Genomic DNA, 16,378 nt, shown 5'->3' on the forward strand with positions numbered 1-16,378 from the left:
AGGGGTACGGCTGGGCAGATGGCGAAAAATCGATATGTGTGGCAGTGGGTAGGTGCTCGTTCCGCAAAGAAGAATGAAAGTCATCTAGCACATTTTTCAGGATGAATGCCATGCCAGGGCGAACATGGCACCGTCAAAAGAACGGAAGCCCATACCCGCCAGCAGCAAGGCAGTCGGAATATTGCCATTGAGCTGCTTTTGGCCGGGAAATGGGGGGAAGGATGCACACTGTTTTTACGCGCAAAAAAGACGACAGCGTGTAACTTAATCAAGGGGATGGGAGGATGAATGCATTTGCAAACAAAAACGTTACAGGAAACAGATGAAAAATATTTATGGCATGCCATGAGGGGAGCCGCAAGTCCCGGGCAGCCCAATTTGATTATCACAAAAGCGGAAGGTGCTTGGGTAACGGACATTGAGGGTAACCGCTATTTGGACGGGATGGCCGGGTTATGGTGTGTGAATACCGGTTACGGCCGGAAAGAATTGGCGGAAGCGGCATACAAGCAGCTTCTTGAGATGCCGTACTATCCGTTATCCCAAAGCCACGTGCCTGCCATTCAGCTGGCCGAAAAATTAAACGAATGGCTTGGCGGGGATTACGTCATTTTCTTCTCTAACAGCGGTTCGGAAGCCAATGAGACGGCTTTTAAAATTGCCCGCCAATACCACCGGCAAAGAGGGGACCTGGACCGGTACAAGTTTATTTCCCGTTATCGCGCGTATCACGGCAATACGATGGGGGCGCTTGCGGCAACAGGCCAGGCACAAAGAAAGTATAAGTATGAACCGCTTGGACAGGGATTTCTTCATGTTGCACCTCCTGACACGTACCGGCATCCGGATGACGTGGAAACGCTTGAAAGTGCCAAGGAAATCGACCGTGTAATGACGTGGGAGCTAAGTGAAACGATTGCCGGTGTTATTATGGAACCGATCATTACTGGCGGAGGGATTTTACTGCCGCCTGATGGTTATATGGCGAAGGTGAAAGAGATTTGCGAAAAGCACGGTGCCCTTCTGATTTGTGATGAAGTCATCTGCGGATTCGGACGGACCGGAAAGGCATTTGGTTTTATGCACTACGGCGTGAAGCCGGACATCATTACAATGGCAAAAGGGATTACGAGCGGTTATCTCCCGCTATCAGCGACTGCTGTCAAAAGGGAAATTTACGAGGCATATGCGGGCAGTGAAGATTATGACCGTTTCCGGCATGTTAACACATTCGGAGGAAATCCTGCAGCCTGTGCGCTGGCTTTAAAGAATTTAGAATTAATGGAAAATGAGGCGTTGTTTGAACGTTCCCGCTTACTGGGTGAACGGCTGCTAGAAGCGCTAAAAAGCCTGAAGGATCATCCAAATGTAGGGGATGTCCGCGGAAAAGGATTGCTGATTGGCATTGAGCTCGTGGAAAATAAACAAACAAAGGAACCGGCTGCAGTCGAAAAACTGAACAAAGTGATAAGCGCCTGCAAAGAAAAAGGCCTGTTAATCGGCAAGAACGGCGATACTGTTGCGGGATTTAACAATGTCTTGCAGCTTTCCCCGCCGTTAAGCATAACCGATGATGACTTTCACACGATCGTACAGGTTTTAAAAGAAAGCATCTTCCAATTGTAAAAACGTTTCTTGTTAGAAAATGTGCTTCAAAGGAGAGAGAGGGTTTGGAGAATCAGCAACTGAAGAAGGACTTGAAAATTCGCCATATTACGATGATTTCAATCGGAGGAGTCATTGGCGCCGGCTTGTTCATGGGAAGCGGCGCCGTCATCCATTCGGCCGGCCCGGGTGCAGTCATTTCGTATGCTTTGGCAGGTTTACTTGTCATTTTTGTTATGAGAATGCTGGGGGAAATGGCATCGGTGAACCCGACAAGCGGTTCGTTTTCCACCTATGCGCGTGAAGCCATTGGCCCTTGGGCAGGGTACACGATTGGCTGGCTGTACTGGTTCTTTTGGGTCATTGTCATTGCGATTGAAGCAACTGCGGGGGCAGCGAATATTCAATACTGGTTCCCGGAAATGCCGTCGTGGCTTTTAAGCTTAATATTAACCGTTTTATTGACGCTCACCAATGTATACTCCGTTAAATCGTACGGCGAATTCGAATACTGGTTTTCAATTATTAAAGTGGCCACTATTGTTTTATTCCTGCTGCTCGGCCTCTCCGTTATTTTCGGCATCGTTCCGGGCGTCCAGTCCCCGGGGCTTTCCAATTTGACCGGGCATGGCGGCTTTATGCCGAATGGCTTTGGCAGCGTCCTATTGGGCATTACGGTTGTCATTTTTTCTTTTATGGGAACCGAAATTGTTGCTGTTGCAGCTGGGGAATCCTCCGAACCGGCAAGGGCAGTCAGAACGGCTACCAACAGTGTCATTTGGCGGATTCTGATCTTTTATGTCGGTTCGATTGCAGTTGTAGCCACCTTGCTTCCGTGGAACTCGGCGAATCTGTTGAAAAGCCCGTTCGTCGCCGTTCTTGAACATGTCGGCATTCCGGCAGCGGCCCAGATTATGAATTTCATTGTGCTGACCGCCGTCCTTTCCTGTTTGAATTCCGGTTTATACACAAATTCGCGGATGCTGTACGGGATGGCAAAAGCGGGCGATGCCCCGAAAATTTTTCTGAAGTTAAATAAAAACGGGGTACCGGTTTATGCCGTTTTGTGCGGCACGGTTTTCGCTTATGTCGGGGTCGTCTTTAATTATATTTCCCCGGATAAAGTATTCTTGTTTTTAGTAAACAGTTCAGGCGGGATTGCTTTATTGGTTTACCTTGTCATTGCCTTTTCCCATTTGCGCATGCGCCGGACGGTGGAAAAAACGAATCCGGATGCCTTGAAGGTGAAAATGTGGCTGTATCCGTATTTAACCTATGTAACCATTTTGGGCATTGTTGCAGTTTTAGTCGCGATGATCTTTATCGACTCATTGCGCACGCAAGTACTGCTGACTTTGCTTATTGCCGCTCTCGTTGTCGGCTCGTATTTCCTTTTGCATCCTAAAAAAACAAGTACGCTGCCGCTGGACAGTGAAGATTCAAGCGTAAAATCTTAAGCACAGCAAAAAGCACCGCCTCTTTTTAAGGCGGTGCCACTCATCAGCTGTTAATCTGAAGCCGGTTTTGTTTGCAAGGGTTTCTTTCTGTTTTCCTTTTTGGCGCCTGGTTTAAATGTATCTGCCCGTTTCACAAAAAGGGACATGATCAATACGACAATATTAATGGCGAGCGCGACGTAGAAGGAATATTGGATGCCGGCCAGCAACGCTTTTTGCCCTAAGGCGGCTTTATCAGCTGCTGTAAAGTGAAGCGGATTGATCCCGGACATCAGGTCTTCCGCTTTCGATTTTGTGACAGCATTCATGATCGTGACAAAAACGGCTGTTCCGATTGACCCGGAAACTTGCTGTGCTGTATTGTTAACCGCCGTTCCGTGCGGGTTCAGCCGGGAAGGCAATTGATTCAAGCCGTTCGTCATAATCGGCATCATCACCATCGACATCCCGAACATCCGGAGTGTGTAAACCAGAATAATATAGGTGTAGCTTGAGTCAATTTGCAAATTCGCCAGCATATAGGTGGAAACAGCTGTGATGGAAAGCCCCGTGACAGCCAGCAGGCGCGGGCCGAATTGATCAAACAGCTTTCCGGTGATCGGCGACATAATCCCCATGGCGATGGCGCCCGGCAGCATCATTAAGCCGGAGTCAAGCGGAGAGATGCCCCGTACGTTTTGCACATAGGCAGGTGTTAAAATCATGCCGGAAAACATGGCTGCCGCATTTACAATGGCAATGACAGAGGCAAGGGCAAACAGATGAAGCAATTGTCCGCACATACCGGACGGCGGGAAAAACGATCGCCTATAGTATTGTGACCGTTTTTATCGCATTTCTGGCGCTTATATTTTCCGAATCGCCGATATATCGGTCAGGTGTCGTTGTGGTGATCGGGGTAACGATCCTTTTGCTTGAAATTTTAACCCTAACCCCTTTCATCATGAAAGTCCTTGGTACAAAGCTTTTCTGGCCGTCGAAAAATGCAGGCGGGCATAAGCCGAACCGGTACTGGGGAAAAGCTTCTTTCATCGCCGTAAAACATCCGATTATTACAGTCACGCTCATTCTTTTGATCATTGCCCCGGCATTGATCTTCCATCAGGAGAAGCTGAATTTTGATACGGTCGGGGAACTTGGCAATCAATACCCTTCTTCCAAAGCAATCAACCTTGTTGCTGAACATTTCGGGAAAGGGCAGTCCATGCCTGCGGAGGTTGTGATTGAAAACGGAAAAGCAATGGATAACAACGCGTCCATGGCTGTCATTGACAATATTGCACAAAGGCTGGAAAAAATAAACGGTGTCGAGAAAGTTTCTTCGGTTACGCGGCCTGAAGGAAAGAAAATGGAGGATTTTTACATCGATAAGCAGATGATTACGGTAACGGACGGCTTGTCGCAAACGCAGAACGGTGTAGACCAAATCAATGCCGGATTAAAGACAGCGCGGGAGAAACTCGGATCCGCCGATTTTTCCAAAGTGAACGACATGGTAGATGGAACCGCCAAACTTGAAAACGGAATGGGCGCTCTCGCGACCGGACTTGAAAAAATCCAAAACGGCATTGGCAATGGGTCCGACCAGCCGGAAACACTGGCAAACGGTATCGCTACCATTGAAAAAAATCTTTCCCAAATGAGCAGCGGGATCAGCGCATTGTCTGCAAATTACGGGAAAATGCAGGCCGGCTATGCTGAAATGGGCAAAAATTATCAGCAGGCTGCACAAGCACTCCTTGGTGTAAAAAGTACGATTGCACAAATGCAGACGCTCGTGACGGCGCTCGGGCAAAGTACGCCAAGTGTGCAGCGCGACCGGAACTATTTGGCGCTTTCGCAAATGACGGACCGGCTCTCATCGTCCCTCAAGCAAATCACGCCGGAAGGAATCAACACGCTGAACAGCAATTACGACAAGACGACAGCCGGGTTTAAGACAGCAAACGCCAATCTGTCCAAGATGGCAGGCGGGCTTTCGCAAATGGCAGACGGGCTCAAGAAGACCGAAACCGGGCTTGGCCAGGCGTCTGATGGCATCGGCAAAATTATAACCAATATGAACGATGTGGCAAAGGGGCTGGGCCAAATGAAATTGGGCCAGCAGCAACTCGCTTCCGGCCTTAGCGGTTTTAAACAGTTCGGCGATAAGCTGTCGGATGTTAACCGCGGATTAAAGCAAATTTCAGACGGCCTTGGCAAAACAAATGACTATCTGGCACAGCTGAAAACGGAAAAAACCTTCCATATTCCGAAAGAAGCGCTCGCCAACAAAGATTTTAAAAAAGCAATGGAGACGTATATGTCGGATGACAGAAAAGTGACGAAACTGACTGTCGTGTTGAGCAACGATCCTTATTCAAATCAATCATTGGATACCATTGATAAGATCAATAATACGGCTGCCGCCGGGCTGAAAGGAACGGTGCTTTCAAAAGCGGACAGCGGGACAGCCGGCACAAGTGCGACGACCAACGACATGAACCATATTCTGTCAAGGGACCTTGCTAAATCGACCGTGATCGTGACCATCAGCGTGCTGCTTGTGCTCATGCTGGTTATCCGGTCTTTCTGGCCGCCGGTTTTCATTACGGCATCCTTTGTCGGTGCCTATTATACAGCCATGTTTGTCATCAACTCTATTTTTCTTGGCATGCTGGGCTATGAAGGCATTTCTTCGTTTGTGCCGTTCTTTTCCTTTATTATTATCGTCTCGCTTGGTGTAGATTACAGCATCTTCCTGATGATGCGCTATAAGGAATATCCGCTGCTTGACCCGAGGGAAGCGATTATACTCGCCTCAAGACATACAGGCGGTGTCATCATTTCTGCTGTCATTATTTTAGGCGGCACCTTTGCCACCCTGATGCCTTCAGGAATGCTCCTGCTGGCTGAATTGGCGATCGCTGTCATTACCGGCCTTGCCGTGCTTTGCTTTATCCTATTGCCATTTTTTCTGCCAGGCATGATCGCCTTGCCGGAAGCCTTGGAAAAAATATTTTCGGACAAAAAGAAAGAAAACTTGGTGCTGGAGAAAGAATCATCCAAGCGATAATGAAAAAAGCAGCCGCTTATCCAAATTGGAAAAGGGCTGCTTTTTGCTGGCACGGATGAGACATAGGCTTAAGTGAAGGTGCGGGTAAAATCCGGAAAAAAGTGAACGTTGGCCACCCTCGTGAAAGATGCCATTTTAGCATGTATCAATTTCCGGGGTTCCTCTATACTAAACGTAAAAGCATTTTAGAAAGAAGGGGCAAGCATGAACTATTTTGCAGGATTGCTAATGGTCTTTGCACTGGTGCTCGGCAATGCAGGATGCTCTGCTGAAGGCGGCAAACAAAACCGGGAAGCTGCCGTCATGAAGACGGTTCCGGTTTCGGGCTGCACGGCAAAGCAAAAAGCGGAACAGACCAAAATGGGGGTTGCCTGGTATCGGACATCCGGGGAAGCAAGAGCGCTCTATTATCAAGGATACAATATCGGAAAACAGCGTATGGAGGAGAGCCTGAAAACAAAGGTAAAAAAGAAGCGGGCCATCGTGCTGGATCTCGATGAAACGGTGCTGGACAACGGGCCGTACTTATCTTATATGGCAGAAAAGGGCATTTCGTTTGGTAACGGCTGGGGAGCATGGGTGAAAAAAGCAAAAGCAAAACCGCTCCCGGGGGCGCTTTCCTTTTTAAAATATGCCGACAAAAAAGGAATCGATATTTATTACATTTCAAACCGTGACGAAAAATATATGGATGCCACCCTTCGCAACTTGAAAAAAGAAGGGATCCCGCAGGCCGTCCGTTCCCATGTGCTGTTGCAACAAGGAACAAGCAGCAAAGAAACGCGCCGGCAGGCTGTTGAAAAGGACCACGACATCATTGCCTTGTTCGGTGATAATCTGGGGGACTTTTTTAAGGCATTTGACGCAAAAGGAAACAAGGCGCGCAGCCTGGAAGCAGACCGTTTCCGCCATGCATTTGGCCGCAAGTTTATCGTATTCCCGAATCCGGTTTACGGGGATTGGGAACATGAACTGCCATGTGGTTCATAAACGCAAAAAAATTCCGGAGTTTTTCCGGAATTTTTATATGCATTATGTATGGCGGAGAAGGTGGGATTTGAACCCACGCGACGGTCACCCGCCCTAACGCATTTCGAGTGCGTCCCCTTCAGCCGCTTGGGTACTTCTCCATATGGAAAAAAGAAAGATGCTGGTGAGAGGACTCGAACCTCCGACCCCTTCATTACGAGTGAAGTGCACTACCAACTGTGCTACACCAGCATGGAATCAATCAGGACAATGTAAATTATATTATAATAAAATCCGGATTGCAAGAGGAAATTTAAAAAAAGTGTTGTCATGTTTTTCCGGCATGTTTCCGGTAAAATAAAAGGAAAGAGTTTTTACGGGGAGGAAAGGATATGGATTTTTTACAAACCTCAACGCTGGAGGAAAAACTGGAACTGATTCAAACGCTTGCCGGCCCGTTTTCCGAAAGGGCGGCTGCCAATGACTTGAAAGGGCGGTTTGCTTTTGAAAATATTCAAGATTTAAAAGAAACAGGCTATACAAAGCTGACTGTGCCGCAAAACTACGGTGGGGGCGGCATTTCGCTGTATGAGCTTGTCCGCCTGCAAGAGGCCATCGCGGTTGCGGACGGGTCGACTGCCCTTTCCATCGGATGGCATATGGGGATTTTCATGCATTTGTCCGAAACAAGAACATGGAACGGGCAATTGTTTGAACGCATTTGCCGTGCGGCAGCAGGGGAGGCCGCCCTCATCAACACTTGCGCAACCGAAGTGCAAACGGGCAGCCCGACGCGCGGTGGCATGCCGGAAAATAACGGCAACGGAAAAGAACGGCGAATGGGTATTAAACGGGAGAAAAACATTTGCCACCATGTCTCCGGTGCTCGACTTTTTTATCATTACCGCAACGATTCCGGAAAAAGAAGCGGTTGGCAGTTTTGTCGTTCCGCGGGATACGGCAGGCCTTTCCGTCATCGAAACATGGGACAGCATTGCTTTAAGGGCAACCGGCAGCCATGATGTTGTGCTGGAAAACGCCAAAGTCCCGCTTGCGAACCTGGCGGAGATCCAGACGAAAAAGAAAGAGCCGGCCGGTTATCTGCTCCATATCCCGGCCTGTTATTTAGGCATTGCCGAAGCAGCGAAACGGGAAGCGGCCCGGTTTGCGAAATCGTATACGCCGAACAGCCTGAACCATCCGATTGCGGAACTGCCGGCGATCCGCCAGAAATTCGGTGAAATCGAGCTGAAACTGATGCAGGCGCGGCATTTTCTGTATTCGGTTGCAAAAATGTGGGATGAAGCCGGGGCAGAACAAAGAAAAGAGATGGGCCCGGAACTGGGGGCGGCGAAAATGGCGGTTACAAATCATGCGATAGAAGCAGTTGATTTAGCGATGCGCATCGTAGGTGCCAGAAGCCTGTCCGAAAAAACCCCGCTGCAGCGCTATTACCGGGATGTGCGTGCGGGATTACACAATCCGCCGATGGATGATGCCGTCCTCATGCAGCTCGGCGCGCGGGTGTAAAACAAAAAGATCCGATGGTCTAAATAGCCGGGAAGAAAGGGGGGGCGCAAAGCAGCAAAGCGCCGCCTCTTTTTTTGGCCCGCTTTGCCGCTGCCGCTAAAAAAGCGGCAAGTGCTGAATTTGCACCGTTGCCGCTCTATGGTTCGTTTACATTCTATGATTTGCCGGATAAGCCCGTACGTTTTCATCCTGCCATTTTTCAAGGATTTTCCTGATATTTTCCGGGGCGGTTTTCGGCTTGCGGGTATATGACAGCAGGCCGTTTGTTTCTTACTCAAAAAACCTCGGCACATGGACGTGCCCGGGAAACTTTTCGGATATCCGCGGCAAATACAATCCCGGCTGGTGGGAGAGCAACCACAGCCAGTACGGCCTTTTGAAACATTTGCGGATCAACCAGTATGGCACGTATATGGACGGGGAATGCCTGTCGGATGTCAAAATTTCGGATTTGCCGCTCCGAAACAGCCTGATCACTTTCCGGATTGCTGTACTGGAAGATACGGAACATGTCGGTGGCGCGACCATTTTTGGAAAGGGTTTTGGCAACCACGACCAGGACATCGAATTCAAACTCTATTATTCAGATGTTGAATGATGCAGGTAAAATTTTAGTAAAAAACATTGCATTTTTTTACTTCCTCGTGTAAGATGAAAACGAAGAAACCGTTTGCAATCTATTGCACTTAGGGGGAACGAACATGAGCAGCCCAAATTTGCCTCAGGCTTTCAAGGAGTATTTCGGGACGGCGGCGGAGCGCGCGTTTTTTGCGCCGGGCCGGATAAATCTGATCGGGGAGCACACTGACTATAACGGCGGCCATGTGTTTCCGTGCGCGATTACCATGGGGACGTATGCTTTGGCGAAAAAACGCGGTGACCGCAACATCCGCTTTGTATCTTTAAATTTTAAAGAAAAGGGCGTCATCGAATTTACGCTCGACAACCTTGAGTACACCAAAGCGCATGACTGGGCCAATTACCCGAAAGGCATGCTGAAATATTTGAAGGAAGCCGGGCATGAAATAGAACGGGGTTTCGACTGTCTCGTGTACGGCAATATTCCGAATGGGGCCGGCCTGTCTTCTTCCGCCTCCATTGAACTATTGACCGGCGTGATGCTTGAAAAATTGTTCAACCTAAAAGTGGAACGGCTGGATCTTGTCAAGCTCGGGCAAAAAACGGAAAACCAATTTATCGGCGTAAATAGCGGGATCATGGACCAGTTCGCGGTCGGGATGGGCAAAAAAGACGCGGGCATTTTGCTCGACTGTGCCACGCTTGCATACGAATATGCCCCGATCAAGCTGGATCACCATAAAATTTTGATTATGAACACGAATAAACGCCGCGAACTTGCGGACTCTAAATATAATGAACGGCGTGCGGAATGTGAATCGGCACTGAAACAGCTGCAAAAGAGACTCGATATCGAAACGCTCGGCGATTTGACAGAAGAAACATTTGAAAAAAACAAGGAAATCATAGACAATGAGATTGTGAGGAAACGGGCAAAGCATGCCGTTTATGAAAATGCGCGCACGCTTAAAGCGCTTGATGCATTAAAACGCGGCGACCTGCCCGCTTTCGGGGAACTGATCAATGCCTCCCACCGTTCGCTGCGGGATGATTACGAGGTGACCGGCAAAGAACTTGATACGCTGGCCGAAACTGCCTGGAAGCAGGAGGGCGTGCTCGGGGCGAGAATGACGGGCGCAGGATTCGGCGGATGTGCAATTGCAATTGTCGAAAATGACAAAGTCGATGCGTTTATCAAAAATGTCGGGGACGTCTATGAAAAAGAAATCGGCTACCGGGCGGACTTCTACACCGCAAGCATCGGCGACGGGGCAAAAGAAATCACAATGGAGGAACTTGCATGAGCATTTTAGTATTAGGCGGAGCCGGTTATATCGGCTCGCATGCCGTATATCAACTGATCGACCAAAAATATGACGTGGTGGTGATTGACAACCTGCAGACCGGCCACCGCAGCGCAATCCATCCAAAGGCAAAATTTTACGAAGGCGATATTCGCGACCGTGCCTTTATGCGGGACGTGTTCGGAAAGGAAAAAATTGACGCGATCATTCATTTTGCAGCCAACTCGCTTGTCGGCGAATCGATGGAACAGCCGCTGAAATATTTCGACAACAACGTATACGGCACGCAAATTGTGCTTGAAATGATGAAAGAATTCCATGTGCCGCATATTGTGTTCTCTTCGACCGCCGCAACATACGGGGAACCGGAACGCGTGCCGATTACAGAGACAATGCCGACCGTTCCGACCAACACTTACGGCGAGACAAAACTGGCGATGGAAAAAATGATGAAATGGTGTGAAAAAGCGTACGGCATTAAATACGTTGCACTTCGCTATTTTAACGTAGCCGGCGCAAGATCAACCGGCGAAATCGGCGAAGACCACCATCCGGAAACGCATCTTATCCCGGTTGTATTGGAAACGGTGCTTGGAAAACGCGAGGCGATTACCATTTTCGGCGAAGACTATGATACAAAAGACGGGACATGCGTCCGCGATTACATCCATGTGGAAGATTTGATTGATGCCCATATTCTTGCGCTTCAATATTTACAGAACGGCGGCGCAAGCGATGTGTTCAACCTCGGATCAAGCAACGGATTTTCTGTCAAAGAAATTGTGGATACCGTCCGGGAAGTGACCGGCAAAGGCTTTAACGTCAAAATCGGCGACCGCCGCGCCGGGGATCCGAGCACGCTCATCGCTTCATCCGAAAAGGCTAAACGTGTGCTCGGCTGGAATCCGCAAAAAACGGATATCCGCCAGATTATCAAAGATGCATGGAACTGGCATGAAAGCCATCCAAACGGTTACGACGACAGAAGGTGAAACCAGTGGCAATTTTTGAAACGGTCGAGCAGCTTGTAAACAAGGCTGTCCGCACCCGGTTAATCGGGGAAGAAGATCGGGTGTATGCGAGAAACCAGGTGCTGTCGCTTTTGCATCTGGATGAATTCCGTGAACCGGAAGCAGGCGGGGCAGATCAGGATATTCCTGATCTCCTCGGCATGCTTGTCCGTTACGCGTGCGAAAAAGGCATCATTCAGGATGTACTGGATGAGAAAGACATTTTTGCAAGCCACGTCATGAATGTGTTTACACCGCGCCCATCAACGGTAAACCGTATTTTCCGGGAAAAATATGCGGAAAGCCCGGCTGAAGCGACCGATTATTTTTACGCGTTAAGCAAACACAGCAATTATATCCAAACGAAGCAGATTGCGAAAAACATTGTATACAAGACATCAACGGAATACGGCGATCTTGACATTACCATCAATCTTTCAAAACCGGAAAAAGACCCAAAGTCCATTGCCAGGGAAAAAAACGCCAAAAAAGGCCATTACCCGAAATGCCTGCTTTGCATGGAAAATGAAGGATATGCCGGCAGAACGGGGCACCCGGCACGGTCGAACCACCGGCTTATCCGCCTTACCCTCGGCGGCGAGCCGTGGTATTTGCAATATTCACCATATATGTATTACGACGAACATTGCATTGTGCTGTCAGAAACACACCGCGATATGAAAATCGACAAATCGGCTTTTCAAAGATTGCTTGAATTTGTCGGGCGGTTCCCGCATTATTTCCTGGGCTCAAATGCCGATCTGCCGATTGTCGGCGGTTCGATTTTGTCGCACGACCATTATCAGGGCGGGCGTTATGAATTTGCGATGGCAAAAGCGGCTGACGACTGGCGTTTTGAAATGAAGGCATTTCCGGATGTGAAAGCCGCCGTTATCAAATGGCCGATGTCGGTCATCCGGCTGCGGAGTACAGAGGCGGCACGTCTTACCGAGGCTGCGGATCATATTTTGCAAATCTGGAAACAGTACAGCGACCCTTCCGCCGATATCCTCGCGGAAACAAACGGGACGCCGCATAACACGATTACGCCGATCGCAAGAAAACGCGGGGACAGGTTTGAACTTGATCTTGTACTCCGCAACAACCGGACAAGCGAAACCCATCCGCTTGGCATTTTCCACCCGCACGCCGAGGTCCATCATATTAAAAAAGAAAATATCGGGCTGATTGAAGTGATGGGGCTTGCGATTCTGCCAGCACGGCTGAAAAATGAGCTGGCCGAAGTGGAGAAATATTTGCTCGGGCAGCCGAATGCCATTGCCGCCTACCATCTTGACTGGGCAAACGGTTTAAAGAAAAAATACGAAGGCACGGTGGCAGCGGAAAACGTGGAAGGCATCGTCCGCAGCGAAGTGGGCAAAGTCTTCTTGCAAGTTTTGCAGCACGCCGGCGTCTTTAAACGGGACGAAAGAGGAAAACAGGCATTCCGGAATTTTTTGCGTAAGTTGTAGCGGCGGTCCGTTCCAACCTTTTTTGCGCATGTTCACGACGAAAGGGTGCAGGCTGCTAAACGCCTTCCGGAATGTACCGCGCACACCAAACAGCAGACCGGTTTTTACGGGGCTTTCAGGCCGGCCGCGGATTCCGGAAGCGATTGGCGCGGTCGCGGGGAACTGGAGCCGGAAACACTTTAACGCGGGCTCAACCGAAGGCTATACATCACATTCCGTAACTTTTAGCTCGAACGGGTACACCGGGCCGTTTTTTATGGCCCGCAATCTTTAACGGAAAAGGGATGATCAAAATGGAAATCAAAAAGGCATTGTTTGGGGAATTGGAAGGACGTCCGGTCCATGCTTATGAATTGAAAAATGACCGCGGCATATCTGTAACGGTGCTTGAATACGGCTGCATCATCAATAAGATCATCGTGCCGGACAAAAACGGCAAAGCGGAAAACATCGTGCTCGGGTATGACAACCTTGACGGCTACCTCCATGGTGTTCCGTATTTCGGCGCTATTATCGGCCGTATTGCCGGCAGGATCGCTGGAGCATCTTTTGAACTGGACGGCAAAACATACAAGCTTTCTGCCAATGAAAACCGCAACCATCTCCATGGCGGCTTCAAAGGGTTCAACGCCGTCATCTGGGACAGCACGCCCATTGAACAAGACGGCGCAGTTGGTGTGAAATTTACGTATACAAGCCCGGACGGCGAAGAAGGCTATCCCGGAAATCTCGATGCCACCGTGACCTATCTTTTAACAAATGAACAAGAACTGAAGCTGTCTTATCAGGCACATACGGATAAAAAAACGATCGTCAACATGACCAATCATGCATACTTCAATTTAAGCGGCGACATGAAACGCGATGTGCGCGGCCATGAACTACAAATCCCGAGTGGCCGTGTGCTGGAACTTGGCCGGGAAACGCTGCCGACAGGGAAAACTTTTGATGTTAGAGGTACCGCATTCGATTTCCGGAACGGGCGAAAAATCGAAGACGGCACGGTATCGGATCATCCGCAAAACGTCCTTGTCGGAAACGGCTATGACCACGCGTTTTTATTGCCAGAAACGGAAAAACCGATCCGCTTAAAAGACGAAGAGAGCGGGCGCATGCTGACGGTGGAAACCGACCAGCCTTGCGTCATCGTTTATACTTGCAATACGATGGGAAATGACACATATGAAATCCGCGGCCGCAAGCCTTGTGATTATTTGGCGGTCTGCCTCGAGACGCAGGGTGTGCCGGATGCGATCCATCACCCTGAATACCCGTCTGTGATTCTGGAGCCGGGTGAAACATACCGCGCCCATACAAAATGGATTTTTGGCTGAAAAAGATTGAGGTGTAACAATGGCAACGATTAAAGATATTGCTGAGAAGGCGGGTGTTTCCATTTCAACGGTTTCACGCGTGCTGAATAACGACCCGTCACTTTCCGTTAGTGACGATACGAAAAAAAGAATCTTTGAAGCAGCAGAAGCACTTTCTTACAAGAAAAAGGCAGCCCGGAAACCGGAAAAAATCAAAATTGCGCTTGTGTACTGGTATACGGAACAAGAAGAACTGAATGATTTGTATTATTTATCAATCAGAATGGGCATTGAAGCACGCTGCAGCATGAAAAATATCCGGCTGACGAAATACGATTTGACCCATTTGGAAGAGATGGGGAAAGAGCAAATCCAGGGCATCATTGCCGTCGGGAAATTCAGCCTTGCGCAAGTGGAGAAGCTTCTCTCTGTTACCCCGAATATCGTATTTGTCGACTGCTCGCCTGATGACAACCGTTTTGATGCCGTTGTGGCCGATTTTGAAAAAGCGACGGAAAAAGTGCTCACCTATTTTACGGAAAAAGGCCATACGCAAATCGGCTTTATCGGCGGCAGGGAAAATTATAAAGATGCCTCCGCCACGATTGAGGATCCGCGCGAAATGGCGTTCAGGCGCTGGATGCAGGCAGCGGGCCGCTGGAATGAAAAATGGGTATATATCGGCGCGTTTTCGACTGAAGATGGGTACCGGTTGATGAACGAGGCGGTCCGCGAACACGGGGACGCGCTTCCAACTGCTTTCTTTGCCGCCAATGATGCGATTGCGATCGGTTGCCTTAAGGCGCTTGCGGAAAACAACATCCCGGTGCCCGTCCGCGTAAGCCTTATCGGCGTCAATGACATCTCGCTGTCCAAATATGTTTTCCCGCCGCTTTCTACTGTGAAAGTGTATACGGAATTGATGGGCGAGACAGCAGTCGATACGCTGCTGGAACGTTTGGAAGGCAGAACCGTTGCAAAGAAAATTTTTATTGCCACAAAACTCGTTTGCCGCAAAAGCGGATGAACGGGCAGCAAAATGGCGAAGCCGGAAAAATGATTGGCCGGGCGTTGCAAAGCAGTGCGGATCTCGGTTTCGGAATAGCATGTGCGTGTAAAGAAAATGGCCGCGACTTTGCGGAAAACGGGGCAAATTTTAGGGCAGATCATGCAAAGGCGCCGAAGCAGTGCAGGTTCCGGTTTCAAAATGGCATAGATTGCAAACAAAATTGCCGAACCCTTCGAAAAGTGGGCAGGCATTTAGGGCAGATCTTGAAGCAGTGCAAGTACCGGCTTCAAAAATAGCAGGGGCGCGAAAAAATAGCCGCGAACTTGCGGAAAGTGGATCAGAATGTAAAGCGGGTGCTGCCAATGCATCGAAGCAGGGCAGGCACCGGCCCCAGCCCGGTTGCAAGCCGCAGCCCTTGCCTGGTGCAAAGCGGGCGCATAAAGCCGGGGAAGCATGCATATAATAGAAGTATGCACGAATGCACCGGGACGGTTTGCACACACTTGCCTGCATACGTTAACGCAGCAGGTCCGGTCCCCTTTTTTGTGTTAAAGTGTGTTATACTAAACATAAGAAGGGAGTCTTTTATGATGGCATATTTTAATAACCAGAAGGAGCCGGTGCCTGAGGTGGAAACAACTGTATGGGCCTGCACAAACGATGATTGCAACGGTTTTATGCGTGAAAACTTTACTTTTGAAGAAAAGCCGCATTGCCCGCTCTGCCACTCCGATATGAAAAAAGAAGTACGCGTGCTGCCAGTTATCGGAAGTTAAAAAAACAGTTATTTTTTGTTGCCATTTTTCGGGCCTGTTGAAACCTCTGTTTTCAACGGGTTTTTTATTGTCTGCGCCCGCTATGGAATCGTTAAGCCATTTCGGAAAACCTGATTGGGCACGGTCTCCAGCATACAAAAGGGGTGCCATGAAAGCACCCCTTTATCTCACTTTTTCTCTTTCCATTCGGCGAATATCTCATCCGCGATTTCTTCCAGAGATTTCACTTTGCCGTGCGGGTTTTGCGATTCTTTCCGGACTTTCCACTGTCGTTCTTCTTCGCGCTTTGATTTACTCAC

12 protein-coding genes, 2 tRNA genes and 2 pseudogenes are annotated in these 16,378 nt (G+C 49.1%); 12 read left to right on the forward strand and 4 right to left on the reverse strand.

What is annotated here, in order from left to right:
* The first annotated feature begins 288 nt into the window (after positions 1 to 288).
* Both NSQ19_RS03090 and gabP read left to right on the forward strand, forming a co-directional pair.
* On the forward strand, positions 289 to 1,626 hold the full coding sequence (locus NSQ19_RS03090) for an aspartate aminotransferase family protein (RefSeq protein ID WP_340702360.1): 1,338 nt from the start codon (positions 289 to 291) through the stop codon (positions 1,624 to 1,626).
* 44 nt (positions 1,627 to 1,670) lie between these two features.
* Complete coding sequence (gene gabP, locus NSQ19_RS03095; RefSeq protein ID WP_340702361.1) at positions 1,671 to 3,062, forward strand: GABA permease; 1,392 nt, start codon at positions 1,671 to 1,673, stop codon at positions 3,060 to 3,062.
* 50 nt (positions 3,063 to 3,112) lie between these two features.
* On the opposite strand, the pseudogene NSQ19_RS03100 reads toward gabP, so the two are convergent.
* Positions 3,113 to 3,823 (reverse strand): annotated as a pseudogene (locus NSQ19_RS03100) (MFS transporter); the annotation flags it as partial.
* Between the two features lie 41 nt (positions 3,824 to 3,864).
* Here NSQ19_RS03100 and NSQ19_RS03105 point away from each other — a divergent pair.
* Both NSQ19_RS03105 and NSQ19_RS03110 read left to right on the forward strand, forming a co-directional pair.
* Positions 3,865 to 6,117: an MMPL family transporter gene (locus NSQ19_RS03105; RefSeq protein WP_340703164.1), complete on the forward strand. Its 2,253-nt coding sequence runs from the start codon at positions 3,865 to 3,867 to the stop codon at positions 6,115 to 6,117.
* A gap of 204 nt (positions 6,118 to 6,321) precedes the next feature.
* Positions 6,322 to 7,107: a 5'-nucleotidase, lipoprotein e(P4) family gene (locus NSQ19_RS03110; protein WP_340702362.1), complete on the forward strand. Its 786-nt coding sequence runs from the start codon at positions 6,322 to 6,324 to the stop codon at positions 7,105 to 7,107.
* Between the two features lie 49 nt (positions 7,108 to 7,156).
* Here the strand turns inward: NSQ19_RS03110 and NSQ19_RS03115 are convergent.
* Positions 7,157 to 7,247, reverse strand: a tRNA-Ser gene (locus NSQ19_RS03115).
* An 18-nt stretch (positions 7,248 to 7,265) separates the two neighbouring features.
* Positions 7,266 to 7,338 (reverse strand) — tRNA-Thr (locus NSQ19_RS03120).
* A gap of 140 nt (positions 7,339 to 7,478) precedes the next feature.
* Here NSQ19_RS03120 and NSQ19_RS03125 point away from each other — a divergent pair.
* The 8 genes and pseudogenes from NSQ19_RS03125 (at position 7,479) to NSQ19_RS03160 (ending at position 16,079) form a co-directional block, all read left to right on the forward strand.
* Positions 7,479 to 8,616 (forward strand): annotated as a pseudogene (locus NSQ19_RS03125) (acyl-CoA dehydrogenase family protein).
* A 238-nt stretch (positions 8,617 to 8,854) separates the two neighbouring features.
* Complete coding sequence (locus NSQ19_RS03130; RefSeq protein WP_340702363.1) at positions 8,855 to 9,214, forward strand: hypothetical protein; 360 nt, start codon at positions 8,855 to 8,857, stop codon at positions 9,212 to 9,214.
* Positions 9,215 to 9,317: 103 nt separating this feature from the next.
* Positions 9,318 to 10,499 carry a galactokinase gene (locus tag NSQ19_RS03135; protein WP_340702364.1) on the forward strand — a complete coding sequence of 394 codons (1,182 nt, stop codon included), beginning with the start codon at positions 9,318 to 9,320 and terminating at the stop codon, positions 10,497 to 10,499.
* On the forward strand, positions 10,496 to 11,491 hold the full coding sequence (gene galE / locus NSQ19_RS03140) for a UDP-glucose 4-epimerase GalE (protein WP_340702365.1): 996 nt from the start codon (positions 10,496 to 10,498) through the stop codon (positions 11,489 to 11,491). The genes NSQ19_RS03135 and galE overlap by 4 nt, the downstream gene beginning before the upstream one ends.
* A gap of 5 nt (positions 11,492 to 11,496) precedes the next feature.
* Positions 11,497 to 12,981 carry a UDP-glucose--hexose-1-phosphate uridylyltransferase gene (gene galT / locus NSQ19_RS03145; protein ID WP_340702366.1) on the forward strand — a complete coding sequence of 495 codons (1,485 nt, stop codon included), beginning with the start codon at positions 11,497 to 11,499 and terminating at the stop codon, positions 12,979 to 12,981.
* A gap of 293 nt (positions 12,982 to 13,274) precedes the next feature.
* Positions 13,275 to 14,315, forward strand: coding sequence for an aldose epimerase family protein (locus tag NSQ19_RS03150; RefSeq protein WP_340702367.1), 1,041 nt, complete (start codon positions 13,275 to 13,277; stop codon positions 14,313 to 14,315).
* A gap of 19 nt (positions 14,316 to 14,334) precedes the next feature.
* A complete protein-coding gene (locus NSQ19_RS03155; protein WP_340702368.1) occupies positions 14,335 to 15,321 on the forward strand; it encodes a LacI family DNA-binding transcriptional regulator in 987 nt (328 codons plus the stop codon).
* Positions 15,322 to 15,890: 569 nt separating this feature from the next.
* Positions 15,891 to 16,079, forward strand: a complete 189-nt coding sequence (locus NSQ19_RS03160) for a cold-shock protein (protein WP_014095913.1) — start codon at positions 15,891 to 15,893, stop codon at positions 16,077 to 16,079.
* A gap of 167 nt (positions 16,080 to 16,246) precedes the next feature.
* Here the strand turns inward: NSQ19_RS03160 and NSQ19_RS03165 are convergent, their stop codons facing one another.
* A complete protein-coding gene (locus NSQ19_RS03165) occupies positions 16,247 to 16,378 on the reverse strand; it encodes a DUF6254 family protein (RefSeq protein WP_014095912.1) in 132 nt (43 codons plus the stop codon).

Origin of the sequence: Weizmannia sp. FSL W8-1119 (genome assembly GCF_038008605.1) — a bacterium.
In the GTDB taxonomy this organism is placed as follows: domain Bacteria; phylum Bacillota; class Bacilli; order Bacillales; family Bacillaceae_C; genus Weizmannia; species Weizmannia coagulans.